We start from the raw sequence: 15,966 nt of genomic DNA, 5'->3' as shown, positions 1-15,966 counted from the left end.
CCCGCCGGTTCCCGCCGCTCGGCGGTCACGTCAGGTCGCGGCGGAGCGGTGCGGCGACTGCAATCACCGCGGCCAGCAGTGCGTAGGCGAGCAGGATGGCCGCGCCGAGCAGCGGAGAGGCCAGCGGTGCTCCGCCCAGCGGGGTCTGGTCCGCGATGGCATCGCTGAGGAACGTGAACCGGGTGAGGGATGCCGTCGCCCCGCCGGGCAGGAACGGGTAGATCGTGTTGACCCCGGGGATCAGCATGAGGACGTGCTCGAGGAAGTAGAAGTAGCCCAGCACGATACCGATCGCGAGGAGCTGGTGGCGCGCCAGCGCGCCGATGCCCACGCCGAGCACCATGTAGACGGCGGCCGCCAGCGCCAGCTGGGCAAGCGTCAGCACGAGGCCGTCGTTCGAGATCCCGAGATCGACGCCGCGGGCGGCGGCCGCCGCGATCAGCGAGACGCCGGACACGGCGGACGCGACCAGCCCGTAGAGCAGGCCGAGCATCGCATAGACGGCGAGCTTGGCCGCGAGGACGCGACCGCGACGCGGCACGGCGAGGAAGGTCGTGCCGATCGTGCGGTGCCGGTACTCGGCGGTGATCGCGATCGTGCCGATGAGCGCGGGCACGAACAGCAGCAGCGCGCCCAGGCCGACGACGAGGCCCGCGCCCTGCGCGGTGTCGATGCCGGGCATCGGCGTCGTCGAGTTCTCGGGTCCGATCAGTGCCAGCAGGCCGGTGAACGCGCCGCCGCAGGCGGCGGCGAGGACCGTCCAGAGCGGAAGCCGGGTGGAGAACAGGCGAACGAACTCGCCGTGGATCGCGTTCATCGGTGTGCGCCCTTCTGGGTCAGGTGGAGGAAGGCTTCTTCGAGGGAGGGGCTCGTGGCGAGCAGTTCGACCAGCGCGCCGGCCCAAGACACACGACCGCGATCGATGAGCACGACGTCGTCGATGCTGTGCTCGAGGTCGTTGAGCAGGTGGCTCGAGATCAGCACGGCGCCGCCCTCGGTGGCGAAGTTCCGCAGGAAGCCGCGCAGCCAGGCGATACCGGCGGGGTCGAGCCCATTGGACGGCTCGTCGAGGACGAGCACCCGGGGGTCGCCCAGGAGTGCCGTCGCGAGTGACAGGCGTTGCCGCATCCCCGTCGAGAACGTGCCGATCCGCCGGTCAGCGAATCCCTGCGCCTCGACGGCGGTGAGGACCGCATCGACGCGGTCGCCGGGAAGACCGCCGAGCGCGCAGTATGTACGGAGATGGGATCGCGCCGTCATCCGCGGGTGCGCGCCGGCGATGTCGAGGACGGCGCCGACGGTGCCGAGGGGAGAGGCGAGGTCGCGGTAGTCGCGGCCGTCGATGCGAGCCGTTCCCGCGTCGGGGCGGGTCAGGCCCAGCAGCATCCGCAAGGTCGTCGATTTGCCGGCGCCGTTCGGACCGAGAAAACCCGTCACGCGGCCCCCCTCGACCGCGAAGCTCACGTCGCTCACGGCCGTCACCTCGCCGAAGCGCTTGGTCAGGCCGCTCACCACGATCACCGGCCGCGGCGCGTGTGCACCCCGCATCCGATCCCTCTTCGCTGTCTGCTGCGTCGTCATCCGTTGCACCCTCGTCATCAGTAGAATCGTTCTAACGGAGAGAACATTATCACGCTGATAATAATGATGGGAGGCCCGAGTGGCCGACGACTCCTCGATCGCCGATGTCGTGATGCATCCGGTGCGGCTGCGGATCATCCAGCAGCTCGGCGGGCGCAGCCTGACGACGGCGCAGCTGCGCGCCGCACTCCCGGACGTCACGCAAGCGACGTTGTACCGGCACGTCGCGACCCTCGTGGATGCGGGCATCCTGACCGTCGTCGAAGAACGGAAGGTGCGCGGTGCGGTGGAGCGGACGCTGGCCCTCGGCGACCGCATGGCCCACGTGGACCAGACCGAGCTGCGCGCCATGAGCGACGCCCAGTTGCGGTCGGCGTTCCTGGCGTTCCTCGGTGACGTGTCGGCTGATTTCGACCGGTTCGTCGCGGGTGAGGACCCGGTGCTGAGGGACTTCGTCGGATTCGGGCGCGTGCCCCTCTATGTCGATACGGCGGGGCTCACTGCGATTCAGGCCGGGCTGTCGGAGCTCCTCGCCCCCTACCTCTCGGAGCGTGGCGACGGACAGCGTCGGGTGAGCCTCGCGACCGTCCTGATCCCCGAGCCCGACCCGCCCGCGCCCGCCGCGCTCCAGCGGGACGACGACTGACGGGCGAGACCGTGGGAGTCACCCACGGTCTCGCCCGCCGCTTGTCACTACACCAGCGGCGTGCCGTGGGTGTGGAAGGTCTCGATCGTCTTCATGCCCCACGCCTGGCCCTTCTTGCGCTCGGCCTCGGACCACTCGACTACGGGCTGGTCGGGGTCCAGCAGCAGGCGCGCGCCGGCCTGGGCGAACTCGATGCGGTTGCCGCCTGGCTCCCACACGTACAGGAAGAACGTCTGGTTGATGGCGTGCTTGTGCGGGCCGGACTCGATGTGGATGCCGTTCTCGAGGAAGATGTCGGCCGCCTTGAGGATGTCTTCGCGCGTGTCGGGTGCGAACGCGATGTGGTGCAGGCGGTTGCCGTGCTTGGTCCAGTCGTCGGAGTACACGACGTCGTAGGACTTCAGCGAGAAGTGGAACCACCACGCGGCGAACTTGCCGGTGTCGAGCCGGATGCGCTCGGACTCGCGCATGCCGAGAGCACTCGCGAGGAATTCGCCGTTGGCTTCGACGTCCTTCGCGAGGTAATTGATGTGGTCGAGGCGACGGGCGTTCACGCCGCGACCCGGGAACCGTGACGCCTGGTTCTTGAGCGCCGGGCGGTCCTCGTCGCCGGCGACGTACCGCTCGGTGTCGTAGAAGATCCCCATCGAGTGGCCGTCGGGATCACGGAACTGGAAGGTGCGGCCCGTGCCGACCTCGCCATCCACCCATCCCTCGCCGAGGCCGGCCGCCTCGATCGCGGCGACGCGGCGCTCCAACGCCTCTTGCGAGGAGGCCCGGAACGAGGTGCGGCCGACGCCCGCGGCATCCGACCCCGTCAGTTTGATCGTGTACAGCTGGTACTCGTCCCACGTGCGCAGGTAGACCGAGTCACCTTCCTCGGCGACGACGCGCATGGCGAGGAGCTCCTCGAAGAACCAGCGGCTCTCGGCGGGCTTCGGAGTGAGCAGCTCGACATTGGCGAGGTGGGCGACGTCGAACGACGTGTGAGCGGTCATGGGGCGTCCTCTCTGACGGTGAGGGTACTGACGGGACAGTGGGTTTGCGATGGAAGGGAAGGGGACGGATGCCGCCTAGCGGCGCGGGCGCGGGAACACGACGCCGTCGAAAAGCTTGCGGGCGGTGCGCAGCGACAGTGACGTCGCGCGCCAGGTGCCGCCGGCGTCGCGGGTGACGTGCACGCGCGCGGGGAAGGTGCCGCTCGGATGCTCGATCGGAGTGGTCTCGCCGCTCACCGCTGCGCCCGAATCCGTGGCGGTGTCGAAGGCGACAGTGCCGGGCACTCGCACGGCCGCGGCGACGGAAGCCGCCATCAGCACGCCGATCGAGGTGTGCACGCGTGTGGGGATGAAGGCTCGCGTCGAGACCGCGCCGCCCGCGCGCCCCGGCGACACGAGGATCACCTTCGGCACGGTCTGACCGGCCACGTCGCCGAGTCCCATGAGCGGGCCGGCTTCGAGCCGAATGCGTTCGATGCGGGCGGCGAGGTCGGCATCCGCTTCGAGTTCGTCCGGCGACTCTGTGCCGGTGAAGCCGAGCTGGTCCGCGTGCACGAGCACCACCGGCATCCCGTTGTCAATGAGCGTGACGCGATGCCCGTCGAGCTCGTCCACGGTGCGTCCGGTCGGCAGCAGCGGCTTGTCGGGGCCGCCGCCGACCTCGAGGTCGATCGCCGACGCCCATCCCGGCACGCCGTCGATCGCGACGGCACCCTCGGTGCCGGGCTCGCCGTCGTAGTCGGGGCGCCCGTCGACGGTCGCGAACTGCGATGTCGCGATGTCGCCGGTGTTGAGCAGTCGGATGCGGACCGTGGTGCGCTGGCCGGTCGCAGCGATGAGGCCGCGCTCGACGGCGAACGGCCCCACTGCGGCGAGCAGATTGCCGCACGTCTGCGCGTCCGCCACGGTCGCCTGCTCGACGCCCAGTTGAAGGAAGAGGTAGTCGACGTCGACGCCGTCCATCGTCGATGGCGCCACGATCGCGACCTTGCTCGTGAGCGGGTGGGCGCCGCCGATCCCGTCGATCTGCCGGGGATCGGGCGTGCCCATGATCCGCAGCAGCAGGTCGTCGCGCACGGCCGGATCGGCCGGAACATCGCTCGCCACGAAGAATGCGCCCTTCGAGGTGCCGCCACGCATGAGCATGCACCGGATGCCGTCGCGCACGGCATCCGCCAAGGTCGGGTCAGCGGGGCTCATCGCCGGCCGCCGAGAGGTAGTCGCGTTGCGTGAGGTACGTCACGCCGAGGTCGGTGAGCAGACTCCGCAGTCCCTTGCGGTCCAGGCTCAGCTCGCCCGAGCGATAGGCCTGCCGGTCGGCCTCCTCCTTGGCGACGCGTGCGTCCGACGCCGTCAGTGCCTCCGTGGCGATGGCGCGCGGGACGCACAGCACTCCGTCGTCGTCGGCGACGATCACATCTCCGGGTTGGACGGTGACGCCGCCGACCACGATCGGCACGTTGACCGAGCCGGGCGTCGCCTTGACCGTGCCCTGGGCGAACACCGCGCCCGACCACGCCGCGAAGCCCATCGCCCGCAGGTCCACGACGTCGCGTACGCCGGTCGTCGTGACCAGCCCGCGCACCCCGCGGGCTTGCAGCGCGGTTGCGAAGAGCTCGCCGAACGCGCCGTCCACCGAGGGTGAGGTCGTCGTGACGACGAGGATGTCGCCCTCGCGGCACTGCTCGACGGCCGCGTGGATCATGAGGTTGTCGCCGGGCCAGCACAGCACCGTCACGGCGGTGCCCGAGATGCGCGCGCCGTCCTGGATGGGGCGGATGCCCGGGCCCACCAGACCGGTACGTCCCATGGCCTCATGGACGGTCGCGGCACCGTGCACTCCGAGCGCGGCCGCGGTCGCGGCATCCGCTCTCTCGATGTCGGTGACGACGACGGGACCGGTCATGCGAGCACTGCCTTCATGAAAGGACTCCGGTCACCTGCGGGAAGTACCGCATGTACGCCTCGCCCATGGTCTCGTGCGGCAGGCCGAGGTTCGGGCCGGCGTTGCGCTTGACCTGCACGCCCCGCCGCACCGCGAGGTCGGTGTAGTACGACCACATGTGCTTCTGCGCGGGCAGGCACTCCATGGCGGCGCGCTTGCTGGGGAAGGCGTCGGTGATGTCGAGCAGCACGTTGGGTGTGAAGTCGCACTGCTCGGGCTGATGCGGCTCGAAGAAGAAGACCGGGGGAGCGCCGATGATGTCGTCCTTCGAGGGGAAGGACCCGTCGGAGTTCGCCACGCCGATCGCCTGGGCGAGCACGCGGGCCTCGAGCGCCATGCGGGCAGCTGCCGGGTGGTCGCCGTTGTAGGGGTCGTGGAGCGTGTGGGTCAGCACGATCGTCGGCTGCACTCGGCGGTAGACGTCGACCAGTTTCGAGACCGCGTCGCGGGACTCGACGAGCGGGTAGTCCCCGATGTCGAGGAACTCGATCTCGGCGCCGAGGGCGGATGCCGCAGCCTCGGCCTCACCGCGGCGGATCGCCTTGATCTCGTCGAGGCTCTTGCCCTGCAGCCACTGGCTGGCGGACTCGCCGCGCTCGCCGTAGGAGAGGCACACGACCACGGCGCGCTCACCCCGCATCGTCGCGGACGCGATGGCTCCGCCGGCCCTCCATACGAAGTCTCCGGCGTGCGCGCTGACCACCAGCACGGTGTTGGCGCTGTCTGGGTTGGCGCTGTCTGACATGGGCCCCAGCGAACCACACCTCTGGCGCAATGGTCAAGATTATGTCTACAATCTTGGCGACGGGAAATTTCCCTCTGTACATAGGTATTCGAGGCCCGTACGATCTCATGCACGTGAAAGACAAGGAAGTCGAGGAGACCTACATGGCCGAGAACCTCCAGGAGCTGCTGGACGACTCCGGGAACACCGTCGAGCTGCTGCGCAACTCGCAGCTGGGTACGTACATCTACCCCGTCGTTCCCGCCGAGTTCTCCAACTGGCGGCGCGAGCAGAAGGCCTGGCGCGACGCCGCCGTGCTCTACGACCAGTCGCACCACATGGTCAACTTCTTCATGTCCGGACCCGACGCGCTGAAGCTGCTCAGCGACACCGGCATCAACTCCTTCGCGAACTTCGCCGTCGACACGGCCAAGCAGTTCGTGCCGACGGCCTCCAACGGCGGGGTGATCGGTGACGGCATCCTCTTCCGCGAGGCGGAGAACGACTACGTGTACGTAGGGCGCGCGCCCGGCGCGAACTGGCTGCAGTTCCACGCCGAGACCGGCGGCTACGACGTCGAGACCCGCTACGACGACCGTTCGCCGTCACGCCCGTACGGCGCCGCGGTGAGCCGTGAGTACTACCGGTTCCAGATCCAGGGGCCGAACGCGTGGGCGATCATCGAGAAGCTCGCCGGCGGCACGGTGGACAAGGTCAAGTTCTTCCACATGGGGCACATGACGATCGCGGGCGAGCAGGTGCGCACCCTGCGGCACGGCATGGCGGGCGCCCCGGGCCTGGAGCTGTGGGGGCCGTACGAGCAGCACGGCAAGATCCGCGACGCGATCCTCGAGGCCGGCCGCGAGTTCGGCATCGAGCCGTGCGGCTCGCGCGCCTACTCGTCGAACACGCTCGAGTCGGGCTGGATCCCCTCGCCGCTGCCGGCGATCTACTCCAGCGAGGCCGAGCGCGCCTACCGCGAGTGGCTGCCTGCGAACAGTTACGAGGCGATCAACGCGCTCGCCGGCTCGTTCGTGTCGGAGAACATCGAGGACTACTACCTCAACCCCTGGGAACTCGGCTACGGGTCGTTCGTCAAGTTCGACCACGACTTCATCGGCCGAGACGCGCTCGAGAAGATCGACCCCGAGCAGCAGCGCAAGAAGGTCACGCTGGCGTGGAACGACGAGGACCTCGCCAAGATCCTCGCCTCCGTCATCGACCGTGAGGGCCCCGGCTACCAGTTCTTCGACCTGCCGAACGCCAACTACGGTTCATCGAACTACGACGCCGTCATCGACGCCGACGGCAACAACGTCGGTCTGTCGCTGTTCACCGGCGTCACGGCGAACGAGAAGCGCGGCCTGTCGCTGGCGACCGTCGACCGCGACGTGCCGATCGGCGCCGAGGTGCGCGTGGTGTGGGGCGAGCCGGACGGCGGCTCGGGCAAGGCCACCGTCGAGCCGCACGAGCAGATCGCCGTGCGCGCCGTGGTGAGCCCCGTGCCGTACGCCGAGACGGCCCGCACCGAGTACCACGGCGGCTGGCGCACCACCGGCGCTGCCTGACCATACGAGCGAGGGCGGATGCCTCGACCCGGCGAAGCCGCGGGCCGAGGCATCCGCCCTTCGTTTCAGGACCGAGGGCCGTGTGGCGGAGGCTGTCGCCCCCCGGTCGTCGGGCGCGGACCGCAGCGAAGAGACGAACGCCCTGAGCGTGGTGTCGACCGGTGGTTCGGGGCGTTTCGTCTCGTCCCACGCTCCATCCCCTCGCCGCTCGCGCGTCGGGCGGAGCCTCCGGCCGCGTGGGTGCAGGCGCGATCCGCAGATCCTCCGGCCGCGTAGGTCCATCGTTCGCTCAACGAGCGAGCTGGGGGTTCGGCTCATCTCGCTCGCTCAACTGCACACGGGTTACGCGGCGTAGTCGAAGCGGGCCCGGCCGCCGAGGCGAGGGGTTCGGGCGGCGTCGCCGTGTGCGGGTGGGAGGAACCAGACCTTTGCACGAGTTCCGGTGCCGGCGATGCGGATGTCCCAGCCGTTGTCGTGGATCCGGTGATGGCAGGACTCGCAGAGCAGTACCCCGTTGGAAAGGTCCGTAGGTCCGGCGTCCCTGCCCCACCATCTGAGGTGGTGGGCCTTGGTATGGGAGGGTGGGGCTCCGCACATGGCGCAGCCGCCGTCGCGTTCGACGAGTGCGAGCTTCTGCGGCTCGGTGTAGAGGCGCCTGCGGCGTCCCCAGTCGAGAATTTCGCTCTCGCTGCCGAGGACGCAGGAGATGATGCCGCCACCACCCGCCATGCGCCGTGCGGTGGCCACCGAGACCGGCTGCGTGAGCCCGTCGATGGCGGCGTATCCGGTCTCGTTCACGAGGTCGGCGTGGCCGATACGCACGACCACGGTGGCGCCCTGGACGGGGAGGTCACTGCTCGCGCAGCCGAGCGCATGCGCAGCCAGAAGGGTGAGCGCGTCGGCCTGCATCTGCGGGATCGTCGGGCGCACAGCATCCGGTGCGTTCTCATCCCGCTGCGCGGCGAGCTGGGCCGTGACGTACGTGTCGATATAGGCCTTGACGGGAGCGGCGTGCTCGGGGTCGAACTTGCTGTTGACCACGAGCATGCCGTGGCGGTCTTCGTACATGTGGGTGGCCGGGTCGGCGCGCAGTTCGTCTTCGCGGCGGGTGACGCCGGCGGGGTCGAGGAACGCCTCGGCGCGGGTGACGAGCTTGGCGAACTGGTCGGCCGCCAGTCCCGGCGCCTTCTCAACGAGGGTGCGTTCGGCTTCGGCGATGGCCGTAGGGTCGGCGCGCAACGCGACCCGGTCGAGCATGGTGACGATGGCGCTCGCGGCGGGGGAGCCGATGCGCCCGGCCGCCAGCGCCTCGGCGACGAACGGGTGGCGGGCAGGCTTCTGCTGGCCCGACAGTGTCATGCGCGGCGCGGTGGCCTCGCCGACCTTCACCAGCCGGGACGCTTCGCCCGAACCGGAGCCGGTCACCGAGGCGATGAGCGCCGTGGGGTTGCGAAAGCCCTGCGTCTTCGCCAGCCCGGCGGGACCGAGCTCGGGTCGCGACTGCCGGGCGATCTCGGCCGCGACGCGCGCCCTTCCGGCGTCGAGCAGCCGCTGTGCCTCGGACAGCCCTTCCATCAGCTTCATCAACGCGCCGGGCGGCAGCGACTCGATCGCCTGCTCGCCCCACACTCCGCGCGCGGAATCCACCGCCGCAGCGAGGGGAGCGAGGTGATCTGTCATAGAACAAATGTACGAGATACCCGCGACATTCGGCAGACTCACCGTCGAACCTGTGGATAACTCCATTCGCTCGATGAGCGACGGCTGCTGCGGCATCCGGCCCCGCCTTCATCGTGCACCAGTGCGAAAGGTGAGACCACTCTCATCTCCAGAATTGTTAACGATTTTGCGTGGCATCCGCCCTAGGCTCGGCCGCGGGGCTATGAAGGCCCGCAGTGGAACTCAGTGAGGAGTTGTCATGCGAAGAAGGATCACGATCACGACGGCCGCAATCGGAGCCCTCGTGCTCGGAGCGACCATGCTGACGGCGGGGGCGGGTTTGGATCCCGCAACCCACCGGGACCGGCCCGGAATCACCGCGGAGAAGTGCGCCGCACTGGCAGGTCTCACGATGCCCGATCGCAAGATCGAGCTGCCCACCACCGGCGCCGAGGTCACGAGCGCCACGTGGGTCGACGAGGGCGGCGGGCATTGCCGTGTGGTCGGCGACATCCATCCCGTCGATCCCGAGGCTCCGCCGATCGAGTTCCAGGTCAACCTCCCGGCGAACTGGAATCAGCGCGCATTGCAGATGGGCGGGGGCGGCTACAACGGCAGCCTCGTCACCGGGCTCGGACCATACCGCCTGCAGCCAGCGGGTCAGCCGTCGCCCCTCGAGCAGGGCTTCGTGACCCTCGGGTCCGACGGGGGCCACAAGGGCGCGGGATTCGACTCCTCCTTCGGGCTGAATGACGAGGCTCTCGTCAACTACGGCACGGACTCGATCAAGAAGACGCACGATGCGGCGGTCGCGCTCATCAAGGAGACATACAAGACGAAGCCGCGCTATTTCTACTTCATCGGGTTCTCGCAGGGCGGTCATGAGGCGATCAATGCCGCAGGTCTGTATCCCGAGGACTATGACGGTGTCGTCGCCGGAACGCCGGCCTACAACGTCGCGATGATGCACGCGGGGATCGGCGCGACGTTCCGCGACAACCTGTATAGGGACGGGGGCGCCGGATGGCTCAACCCCGCGAAAACGCAGCTCATCGTGCAGTCCGTGTACGACACCTGCGACGGCCTCGACGGCCTCGAGGATGGCGTCATCTCAGACACCGGCGGTTGTTTGGAGACGTTCGACATCACGACGCTGCGCTGTCCCGACGGAGCGGACGGCGGCGACACGTGTTTGTCGGACGAGCAGATCGAGACGGCAGATGCCATCGCGAGCGAGCACGACCTCGGGTTCGCCATCGAGGGGAACAGCATCGTTCCGGCGAGCCCGATCTACTACGGCGGCACATACGACCGCTTCACCCTCGGCACAGTGCCTCAGCCGGCGCATCCGGCGAGCGGACAAGAGGCCTTCCACTACTCGGTGCTGAGTGCCATCGCCACCAACATCGTGACCCGCGATCCTGGCTACGACGTGCGGACGTTCGACCTCGACGAGTGGTCGGATCGCATCCAGGAGGTCGGCGAGGTGCTCGACAGCACGTCCGTCGATTTGTCGGCCTTCGCCCGGCGCGGCGGGAAGATGATCCTCACCACCGGGCTCGCCGATGACGGCGTGCTGCCCGAGAACACCCGCGCGTTCTACGAAAGGCAGGTGTCGGCATTCAGCGAGAAGAAGCTCGACGGCTTCCTGCGGTACTACGAGATGCCCGGGTTCTCGCACGGGTTCGGCCCGTACTCCGCGACCTACGACGCCCTTCCTGCACTCATGGACTGGGTCGAGAACAGGCAGGCGCCCGAGAACCTGGTCAGCGTCGACGCGAACGCCGCAACCGCGGGACGCACGCGTCCGATGTGCGAGTATCCGGCGTGGCCGAAGTACACCGGTACTGACCCGGCCGCCGCGTCCAGCTTCACCTGCGTGACGGACTGACGGGAGACCGGATGCCCCGGCCTGTCGACCACGGCCGAGCCGGGGCATCCGTGCGTGCTGCTTCCGTCAACGCGGCGCCGCGCCGGAGTCACCGTGGATCACGAAGAACTGCCCCGTCGAGCCCCGCACGGCACGGGCCACGGTCGAGAACAACCAATCGAGCGCACCGGTCTGCTGGCTGGTGGCTCGGCGGTAGAGGTAGAGGTCGACAGGCGGCATGTCGAAGGGCAGCGGCGTCAGCGATATCGGCCAGGTCTGCGCCCACCCGGCCGCGATCATGTCGGGCAGTGTCGCGACCAGCCCGGGATCGGCAGCGAGCACCGGCGGGAGCGTCGCGAAGTGCGACACCGCCACCTGCGGCTGGATCACGACTCCCGCGCGGCGCTGCGCTGCCTCGAGCATCGGCCGGCCGGAATCGCTCGCGACGGTGACGTGCGCCGCCTGCGCGTACGTGTCGAGGTCGAGCGTGCCGCCGGCGAGCGGATTGCGCGTCGACATCACGGCCGCATAGGGCTGCGACTTCACGAGCACCCGATCGAAGGCGGCCGGCATCGTCGCCGTCGTGATCGCGAGGTCCACGGTGCCGCGCGCCAGCCAGTCCGGAAGGGACGCCGGGTCGAGGGTCACGACCTCGAGGCGCACGTGGGGCGCCTCGGCACGCACAGTGGTGAGGATCGAGGGGAACCATCCGATCTCGCCCAGCTCCGACAGGGCGATGCGGAACAGGCGGCGGGAGTCGGCCGGGTCGAAGCGGTGGACGGCGTCCAGGGTGCGGTCGATGCCCGCGATCGCCTCGCGGAAGCCGGGATACACGGCGTCGGCGAACGGCGTCGGCTCCATGGCGCGGCCGGCTCGCCGGAACAGCGCGTCGTCGAGTTCGCGCCGCAACCTGCCGAGCGCCTGGCTCACCGCGGGTTGCGTGACGTAGAGCCGCCGAGCCGCCGTCGTCAGGCTGCGCGACTCGTACACCGCCACGAACACGCGGACGAGGTTCAGATCCATCGGCTAAGCATCCGTTCGGTGGTCATAACCGATGATTATCTTCCAGACCTTGTTCTCTATCCAGTGTTTACTACGGTGGACTCCGACCGAAGGAGTTCACATGACCGAGTCCGTCGCCGAGGCGATCGCCCGAGCCGGCACCGCCGTCGAGCTGCTGCGCAATGCGCCCGCGCGCCCCACGGTGTTCCCCGTGACACCGGAGTTCACCAACTGGCGCTCGGAGCAGCGGTCGTGGCGTGAGTCCGTGGCCCTGCTGGACCAGTCCCATCACATGACCGACCTCTTCATCTCGGGTCCGGACGCCCTGCGCCTGCTGTCGGATGTCGGGGTCAACAGCTTCGCGAACTTCGCGGTGAACTCGGCCAAGCAGTTCATCGCCGTCAACCACGAGGGCTACCTGATCGGCGACGCGATCCTGTTCCGCCTCGACGAGGACTCGTACGACCTCGTCGGCTGGCACATGGTGATCGACTGGCTGCAGTTCCACGGCGAGACCGGCGGCTACGACGTCGCGTTCGAGCGCGACGGCAGCTCGCTGGTGCGCGAAGGCGACCCCAAGCTCTACCGCTACGAGCTGCAGGGTCCGAACGCGCTCGCGCTCATGGAGAAGCTCACCGGCGCCCCGGTGCCGGCCACGAAGTTTTTCGGCATGGCGGACTTCACGATCGCCGGCGTCCGCGTGCGTTCGCTGCGGCACGGCATGGCCGGGCAGCCGGGGTTCGAGCTCTTCGGACCGTGGGCCGACGGCGAAGTCGTGCGCGAGGCCATCCTGGCCGCGGGCGAGGAGTTCGGGCTCGTGCGCGTGGGCGCGAAGGCGTACTCGTCGGCGAACCTCGAGTCGGCGTGGGTGCCGTCCCCGCTGCCTGCCATTTTCACCGGGCAGGGATCGGCCGAGTACCTCGCGTGGCTGCCGGCCACGCGCGCGGGGTCGCTGGCGGGCAGCTACGCCTCGGACGACATCGAGGACTACTACCTCACGCCGTACGACCTCGGGTACGGGCGCAGCGTCTCGTTCGACCATGAGTTCATCGGGCGCGCGGCGCTGGAGCAGCACGCTGCCGCCGCACAGCGCGTCAAGGTGACGCTGGTGTGGAACGCCGACGACGTCGCCGCCGCGCAGCGCTCGCTCCTCGAGCCGGGCCTGCCCGCGAAGTACCTGGAGTTCCCCAAGGCCCGATACGGCCAGTACCAGGTCGACCGCGTGCTGCGCGACGGTGCCGATGTGGGCATCTCGCACGACTGCGGCTACATCACCAACGAGCACGGGTTCGTCTCGCTGGCGAGCGTCGATGCCGAGCACTCCGAGCCCGGTACGGACGTCGTCGTGGTGTGGGGCGAGGAGCCCAACTCGCTCAAGCCGGCGGTCGAACCGCACCGGCAGGTCCAGATCCGCGCGACGGTGCAGCCGGCACCATACTCGGCATATGCCCGACAGAACTACCGCGCCCGGTGACGAGACGGAGCGGGGCGATCCTGCCGGTCCGCCCCGCTCCGTCATCGACCGCGCGCTGAGCATCATCGGCACGTTCCAGGGCGGGCGGGTGCGCCAGACGCTGTCCGACATCAGCCGTCGCACCGGTCTGCCGATCGCGACGTGCTACCGCATCGTGCAGCGGCTCGCCGAGTGGGGCGCGCTCGAGCGCGACGCCGACGGCCGCTACAACATCGGACTGCGCCTGTGGGAGGTCGCGTCGATGGCGCCGCGGTCGGTCGGGCTGCAACGGCTCGCGCGCCCGTACATGCAGGACCTGTACGAGACCACCGGCTACGCGTGCCATCTGGCGATCCGTGAGGGTCTCGAGCTGGTCTCGATCGAGCGCTTCCAGAGCCCGAGACGGCCCGTCCGACGCCCGCTCGTGGGCGGCCGGTATCCGCTCCACGCGACGGCGATCGGCATGGTCCTGCTCGCCCACGCGCCGGTGGAGGTGCAGGATGCCGTCATGGCGCGTGGCCTGGACGCCTACACGACGCGTACCTACACCGACGCGGACGTCCTCCGTCGCGTGCTCGACGACATCCGGCGGACCGGCTTCGCCGTCAGCGACCGGCAGGTGGACGAGGTGCACGTCGGCTTCGCCGCCCCGGTGCGCGGTGCCGACGGCAGCGTCGTGGCGGCGGTGTCGCTCGCGCTGGACGAGCAGGGTGTCGACGCCAAGAACGTGATCCACCTCGTGCGGCTGACCGCCACGTCGATCTCGCGCGCCCTGGTCGCTGCCGGGTTCGGCCTCGCCGACGCGTGAGTCAGCCGGCGCGGGCCGCCGGCTCGCGTGCGGCGAGTTCGCTCGCCGCGTCGGCCTTCACGCGCGCCAGCTCCACCTTGCCGGTCGGCGTGCGCTCGAGCGACTCGCGCACGAACAGGTGCCGCGGGCGCTTGTAGCCCGCGAGGCGCTCCGACACCGAGGCGAGCAGCTGGGGCACGTCGATCGTGGCACCCGGTCGCGGCGCCACCATCGCGCTCACCGCCTCGCCGAACCTGGTGTCGGGCAGCCCGAACACGACGGCATCGTCCACCGCGGGGTGCGCGAGCAGCGCTTCTTCGACCTCGCCGGGGAAGACCTTCTCGCCGCCCGTGTTGACCACGGCGCTGAGGCGCCCGAGCAGCTCGATGCCGCCGGTCCCGTCGGCGCGGGCCCAATCGCCCGGCATCACGTAACGGTGGCCGCGAATCGTGGGGAACGCCTGCGCGGTGCGCTCGGGGTCGCCGTGATACCCCTTCGGGAGCACACCCCGGAAGGCCAGGATGCCGAGGGCACCGGCATCCGCCTGGATCTCGTTCAGGTCCTCGTCCAGCAGCACGGTGCCCGGCGTCATGGTCAGTCGCGTGGGCAGGTCGTCTTCGCCATGGGTGATGCCGAAGGCGAACGGCCCGCCCTCACTGGAGGCCAGCATGTCGACGATCGTGAGCTCGCCGAGTGCGTGCAGCCGCCGCTTGGTCTCGTCGCTGAATCGCATGCCGGAACTGATGACCATGCGCACATGGAGGAGCCCGGTCCCCAAGCGCTCGGCGGCCTCTGCCAGCGGCAGCGCGAGGGCGTCGCCGGCGACGACGACGCGCGTCGCGTGGTGCGCGAGCGCGAGCTGGAGTGCCTCGTCGATGTCCATGCGCGGCGCCGCGTGCATGAGCACGGTGCCGCCCAGCGCGAGCGTCGCCATGGTCGTCGATTGGGCGGTGCCGTGGAGCAGCGGCGGCAGCAGCAGCGTCACCACGCGGGGCGTCCGCGGATCCAGCGCGATCGCGATGGCGCCGTCGAGGTCGTCGGGCGGAGTGAGCCCGATGATGCCCCACGTCGACTGCTGGCGTGCGATGAGCAGGGTGTCCATGTCCCACACGACGGCGCGCGGACGGCCCGTCGTGCCGCCGGTGTACAGCCGCAGCTCGGCGCCGCGCGGGGCGACGGCCCGCAGCGCGCCGCCGGCGGCGATCACGTCCGCGTAATCGACCGCGTCGTCGTGCACGCGCCCACCGTCGTCGATCTCGACGACCTGGACGTCGAGCCCGTCGCTCGCCTCGCGCGCGATCTCGGACAGCGAGGTCGTCGTCAGCAGCACCCGCGTGTCGCAGTCCTCCAGCAGCTCTCGCACCTCGCCCGCGCGGTACCGGTAGTTGATCGCGACGGGAGCCGCGCCGATCGACAGGCACGCCCACATGAAGGCGAGGAACTCGGGCCTGTTGTACAGCAGCATCGCCGCCGCGTCCCCCTGCCCGACGCCGCGCTCGACCAGGTGACGGGCCAGTGCGCCGGCCTCGTGGGCGAGGCGCCCATACGTCACCGTCTCGTCGCGCGTGATGACGGCCGGACGGTCGGGCTCGGCCTGCGCGATGGCCTGCCAGAGGTCGCTGTAGTGCGGTGCGGTCACTTCGTCTCCGTCTTCGTCCTGGGCGTCGTCGTCCCGTCCGCGCAGGCCGAAGCCGCGCGCGGTGCGGTCTCCAGCATCCCTTGCCGCCAGGCGG

Annotated in this window: 14 protein-coding genes; 5 read left to right on the top strand and 9 right to left on the bottom strand. The window is 69.6% G+C overall.

The window, feature by feature from the left end:
• Positions 1–25 precede the first annotated feature (25 nt).
• On the bottom strand, positions 26–817 hold the full coding sequence (locus tag ACLKM7_RS05105) for an ABC transporter permease (protein ID WP_436446079.1): 792 nt from the start codon (positions 815–817) through the stop codon (positions 26–28).
• Entirely contained in the window at positions 814–1,581 is a 768-nt protein-coding gene (locus tag ACLKM7_RS05100) for an ABC transporter ATP-binding protein (RefSeq protein WP_436446078.1), read from the bottom strand. The genes ACLKM7_RS05105 and ACLKM7_RS05100 overlap by 4 nt, the downstream gene beginning before the upstream one ends.
• A gap of 79 nt (positions 1,582–1,660) precedes the next feature.
• On the opposite strand from ACLKM7_RS05100, the gene ACLKM7_RS05095 reads away from it, so the two are divergent.
• A complete protein-coding gene (locus ACLKM7_RS05095; protein WP_436446077.1) occupies positions 1,661–2,227 on the top strand; it encodes a helix-turn-helix domain-containing protein in 567 nt (188 codons plus the stop codon).
• Positions 2,228–2,274: 47 nt separating this feature from the next.
• Here ACLKM7_RS05095 and ACLKM7_RS05090 read toward each other — a convergent pair whose 3' ends face one another.
• From ACLKM7_RS05090 to ACLKM7_RS05075, 4 genes are all read right to left on the bottom strand, one after another.
• Entirely contained in the window at positions 2,275–3,225 is a 951-nt protein-coding gene (locus ACLKM7_RS05090; protein WP_436446076.1) for a VOC family protein, read from the bottom strand.
• A 75-nt stretch (positions 3,226–3,300) separates the two neighbouring features.
• Positions 3,301–4,425: a PrpF domain-containing protein gene (locus tag ACLKM7_RS05085; protein WP_436446075.1), complete on the bottom strand. Its 1,125-nt coding sequence runs from the start codon at positions 4,423–4,425 to the stop codon at positions 3,301–3,303.
• Positions 4,412–5,131 (bottom strand): 4-carboxy-4-hydroxy-2-oxoadipate aldolase/oxaloacetate decarboxylase, encoded by a 720-nt coding sequence (locus tag ACLKM7_RS05080; RefSeq protein ID WP_436446074.1) that lies wholly within the window; start codon positions 5,129–5,131, stop codon positions 4,412–4,414. Before ACLKM7_RS05080 ends, ACLKM7_RS05085 begins: the two co-directional genes overlap by 14 nt.
• Before the next feature lie 13 nt (positions 5,132–5,144).
• On the bottom strand, positions 5,145–5,915 hold the full coding sequence (locus ACLKM7_RS05075) for a PIG-L deacetylase family protein (protein WP_436446073.1): 771 nt from the start codon (positions 5,913–5,915) through the stop codon (positions 5,145–5,147).
• A 143-nt stretch (positions 5,916–6,058) separates the two neighbouring features.
• On the opposite strand from ACLKM7_RS05075, the gene ligM reads away from it, so the two are divergent.
• The gene (ligM, locus tag ACLKM7_RS05070) at positions 6,059–7,462 is read left to right on the top strand and encodes a vanillate/3-O-methylgallate O-demethylase (protein ID WP_436446090.1); all 1,404 of its coding nucleotides are present in this window, start codon (positions 6,059–6,061) and stop codon (positions 7,460–7,462) included.
• A gap of 342 nt (positions 7,463–7,804) precedes the next feature.
• Here the strand turns inward: ligM and ACLKM7_RS05065 are convergent, their stop codons facing one another.
• Entirely contained in the window at positions 7,805–9,142 is a 1,338-nt protein-coding gene (locus tag ACLKM7_RS05065) for a DUF222 domain-containing protein (RefSeq protein ID WP_436446072.1), read from the bottom strand.
• Positions 9,143–9,380: 238 nt separating this feature from the next.
• On the opposite strand from ACLKM7_RS05065, the gene ACLKM7_RS05060 reads away from it, so the two are divergent.
• Positions 9,381–11,012 carry a tannase/feruloyl esterase family alpha/beta hydrolase gene (locus ACLKM7_RS05060; RefSeq protein ID WP_168913099.1) on the top strand — a complete coding sequence of 544 codons (1,632 nt, stop codon included), beginning with the start codon at positions 9,381–9,383 and terminating at the stop codon, positions 11,010–11,012.
• 66 nt (positions 11,013–11,078) lie between these two features.
• Here the strand turns inward: ACLKM7_RS05060 and ACLKM7_RS05055 are convergent, their stop codons facing one another.
• The gene (locus tag ACLKM7_RS05055) at positions 11,079–12,014 is read right to left on the bottom strand and encodes a LysR family transcriptional regulator (protein WP_436446071.1); all 936 of its coding nucleotides are present in this window, start codon (positions 12,012–12,014) and stop codon (positions 11,079–11,081) included.
• Between the two features lie 100 nt (positions 12,015–12,114).
• On the opposite strand from ACLKM7_RS05055, the gene ACLKM7_RS05050 reads away from it, so the two are divergent.
• Both ACLKM7_RS05050 and ACLKM7_RS05045 read left to right on the top strand, forming a co-directional pair.
• Positions 12,115–13,467 carry an aminomethyl transferase family protein gene (locus ACLKM7_RS05050; RefSeq protein WP_436446070.1) on the top strand — a complete coding sequence of 451 codons (1,353 nt, stop codon included), beginning with the start codon at positions 12,115–12,117 and terminating at the stop codon, positions 13,465–13,467.
• Positions 13,439–14,254: an IclR family transcriptional regulator gene (locus ACLKM7_RS05045; protein WP_436446069.1), complete on the top strand. Its 816-nt coding sequence runs from the start codon at positions 13,439–13,441 to the stop codon at positions 14,252–14,254. Before ACLKM7_RS05050 ends, ACLKM7_RS05045 begins: the two co-directional genes overlap by 29 nt.
• A 1-nt stretch (position 14,255) precedes the next feature.
• On the opposite strand, the gene ACLKM7_RS05040 is transcribed toward ACLKM7_RS05045, so the two are convergent.
• On the bottom strand, positions 14,256–15,872 hold the full coding sequence (locus ACLKM7_RS05040; protein ID WP_436446068.1) for an AMP-binding protein: 1,617 nt from the start codon (positions 15,870–15,872) through the stop codon (positions 14,256–14,258).
• Positions 15,873–15,966: the final 94 nt, after the last annotated feature.

Origin of the sequence: Microbacterium sp. I2 (genome assembly GCF_051364985.1) — a bacterium.
Taxonomy (GTDB): Bacteria; Actinomycetota; Actinomycetes; order Actinomycetales; family Microbacteriaceae; genus Microbacterium.
Note: the sequence above shows the minus strand (reverse complement) of the source record. Positions and strands in the feature narration are given on the sequence as shown.

Excerpts from the sequence above, each read along its gene's own strand:
- ACLKM7_RS05105 (WP_436446079.1), bottom strand. The coding sequence starts at position 817 with ATGAACGCGATCCACGGCGAGTTCGTTCGCCTGTTCTCCACCCGGCTT.
- ACLKM7_RS05100 (WP_436446078.1), bottom strand. The coding sequence starts at position 1,581 with ATGACGACGCAGCAGACAGCGAAGAGGGATCGGATGCGGGGTGCACAC.
- ACLKM7_RS05090 (WP_436446076.1), bottom strand. The coding sequence starts at position 3,225 with ATGACCGCTCACACGTCGTTCGACGTCGCCCACCTCGCCAATGTCGAG.
- ACLKM7_RS05085 (WP_436446075.1), bottom strand. The coding sequence starts at position 4,425 with ATGAGCCCCGCTGACCCGACCTTGGCGGATGCCGTGCGCGACGGCATC.
- ACLKM7_RS05080 (WP_436446074.1), bottom strand. The coding sequence starts at position 5,131 with ATGACCGGTCCCGTCGTCGTCACCGACATCGAGAGAGCGGATGCCGCG.
- ACLKM7_RS05075 (WP_436446073.1), bottom strand. The coding sequence starts at position 5,915 with ATGTCAGACAGCGCCAACCCAGACAGCGCCAACACCGTGCTGGTGGTC.
- ligM (WP_436446090.1), top strand. The coding sequence starts at position 6,059 with ATGGCCGAGAACCTCCAGGAGCTGCTGGACGACTCCGGGAACACCGTC.
- ACLKM7_RS05065 (WP_436446072.1), bottom strand. The coding sequence starts at position 9,142 with ATGACAGATCACCTCGCTCCCCTCGCTGCGGCGGTGGATTCCGCGCGC.
- ACLKM7_RS05060 (WP_168913099.1), top strand. The coding sequence starts at position 9,381 with ATGCGAAGAAGGATCACGATCACGACGGCCGCAATCGGAGCCCTCGTG.
- ACLKM7_RS05055 (WP_436446071.1), bottom strand. The coding sequence starts at position 12,014 with ATGGATCTGAACCTCGTCCGCGTGTTCGTGGCGGTGTACGAGTCGCGC.
- ACLKM7_RS05050 (WP_436446070.1), top strand. The coding sequence starts at position 12,115 with ATGACCGAGTCCGTCGCCGAGGCGATCGCCCGAGCCGGCACCGCCGTC.
- ACLKM7_RS05045 (WP_436446069.1), top strand. The coding sequence starts at position 13,439 with ATGCCCGACAGAACTACCGCGCCCGGTGACGAGACGGAGCGGGGCGAT.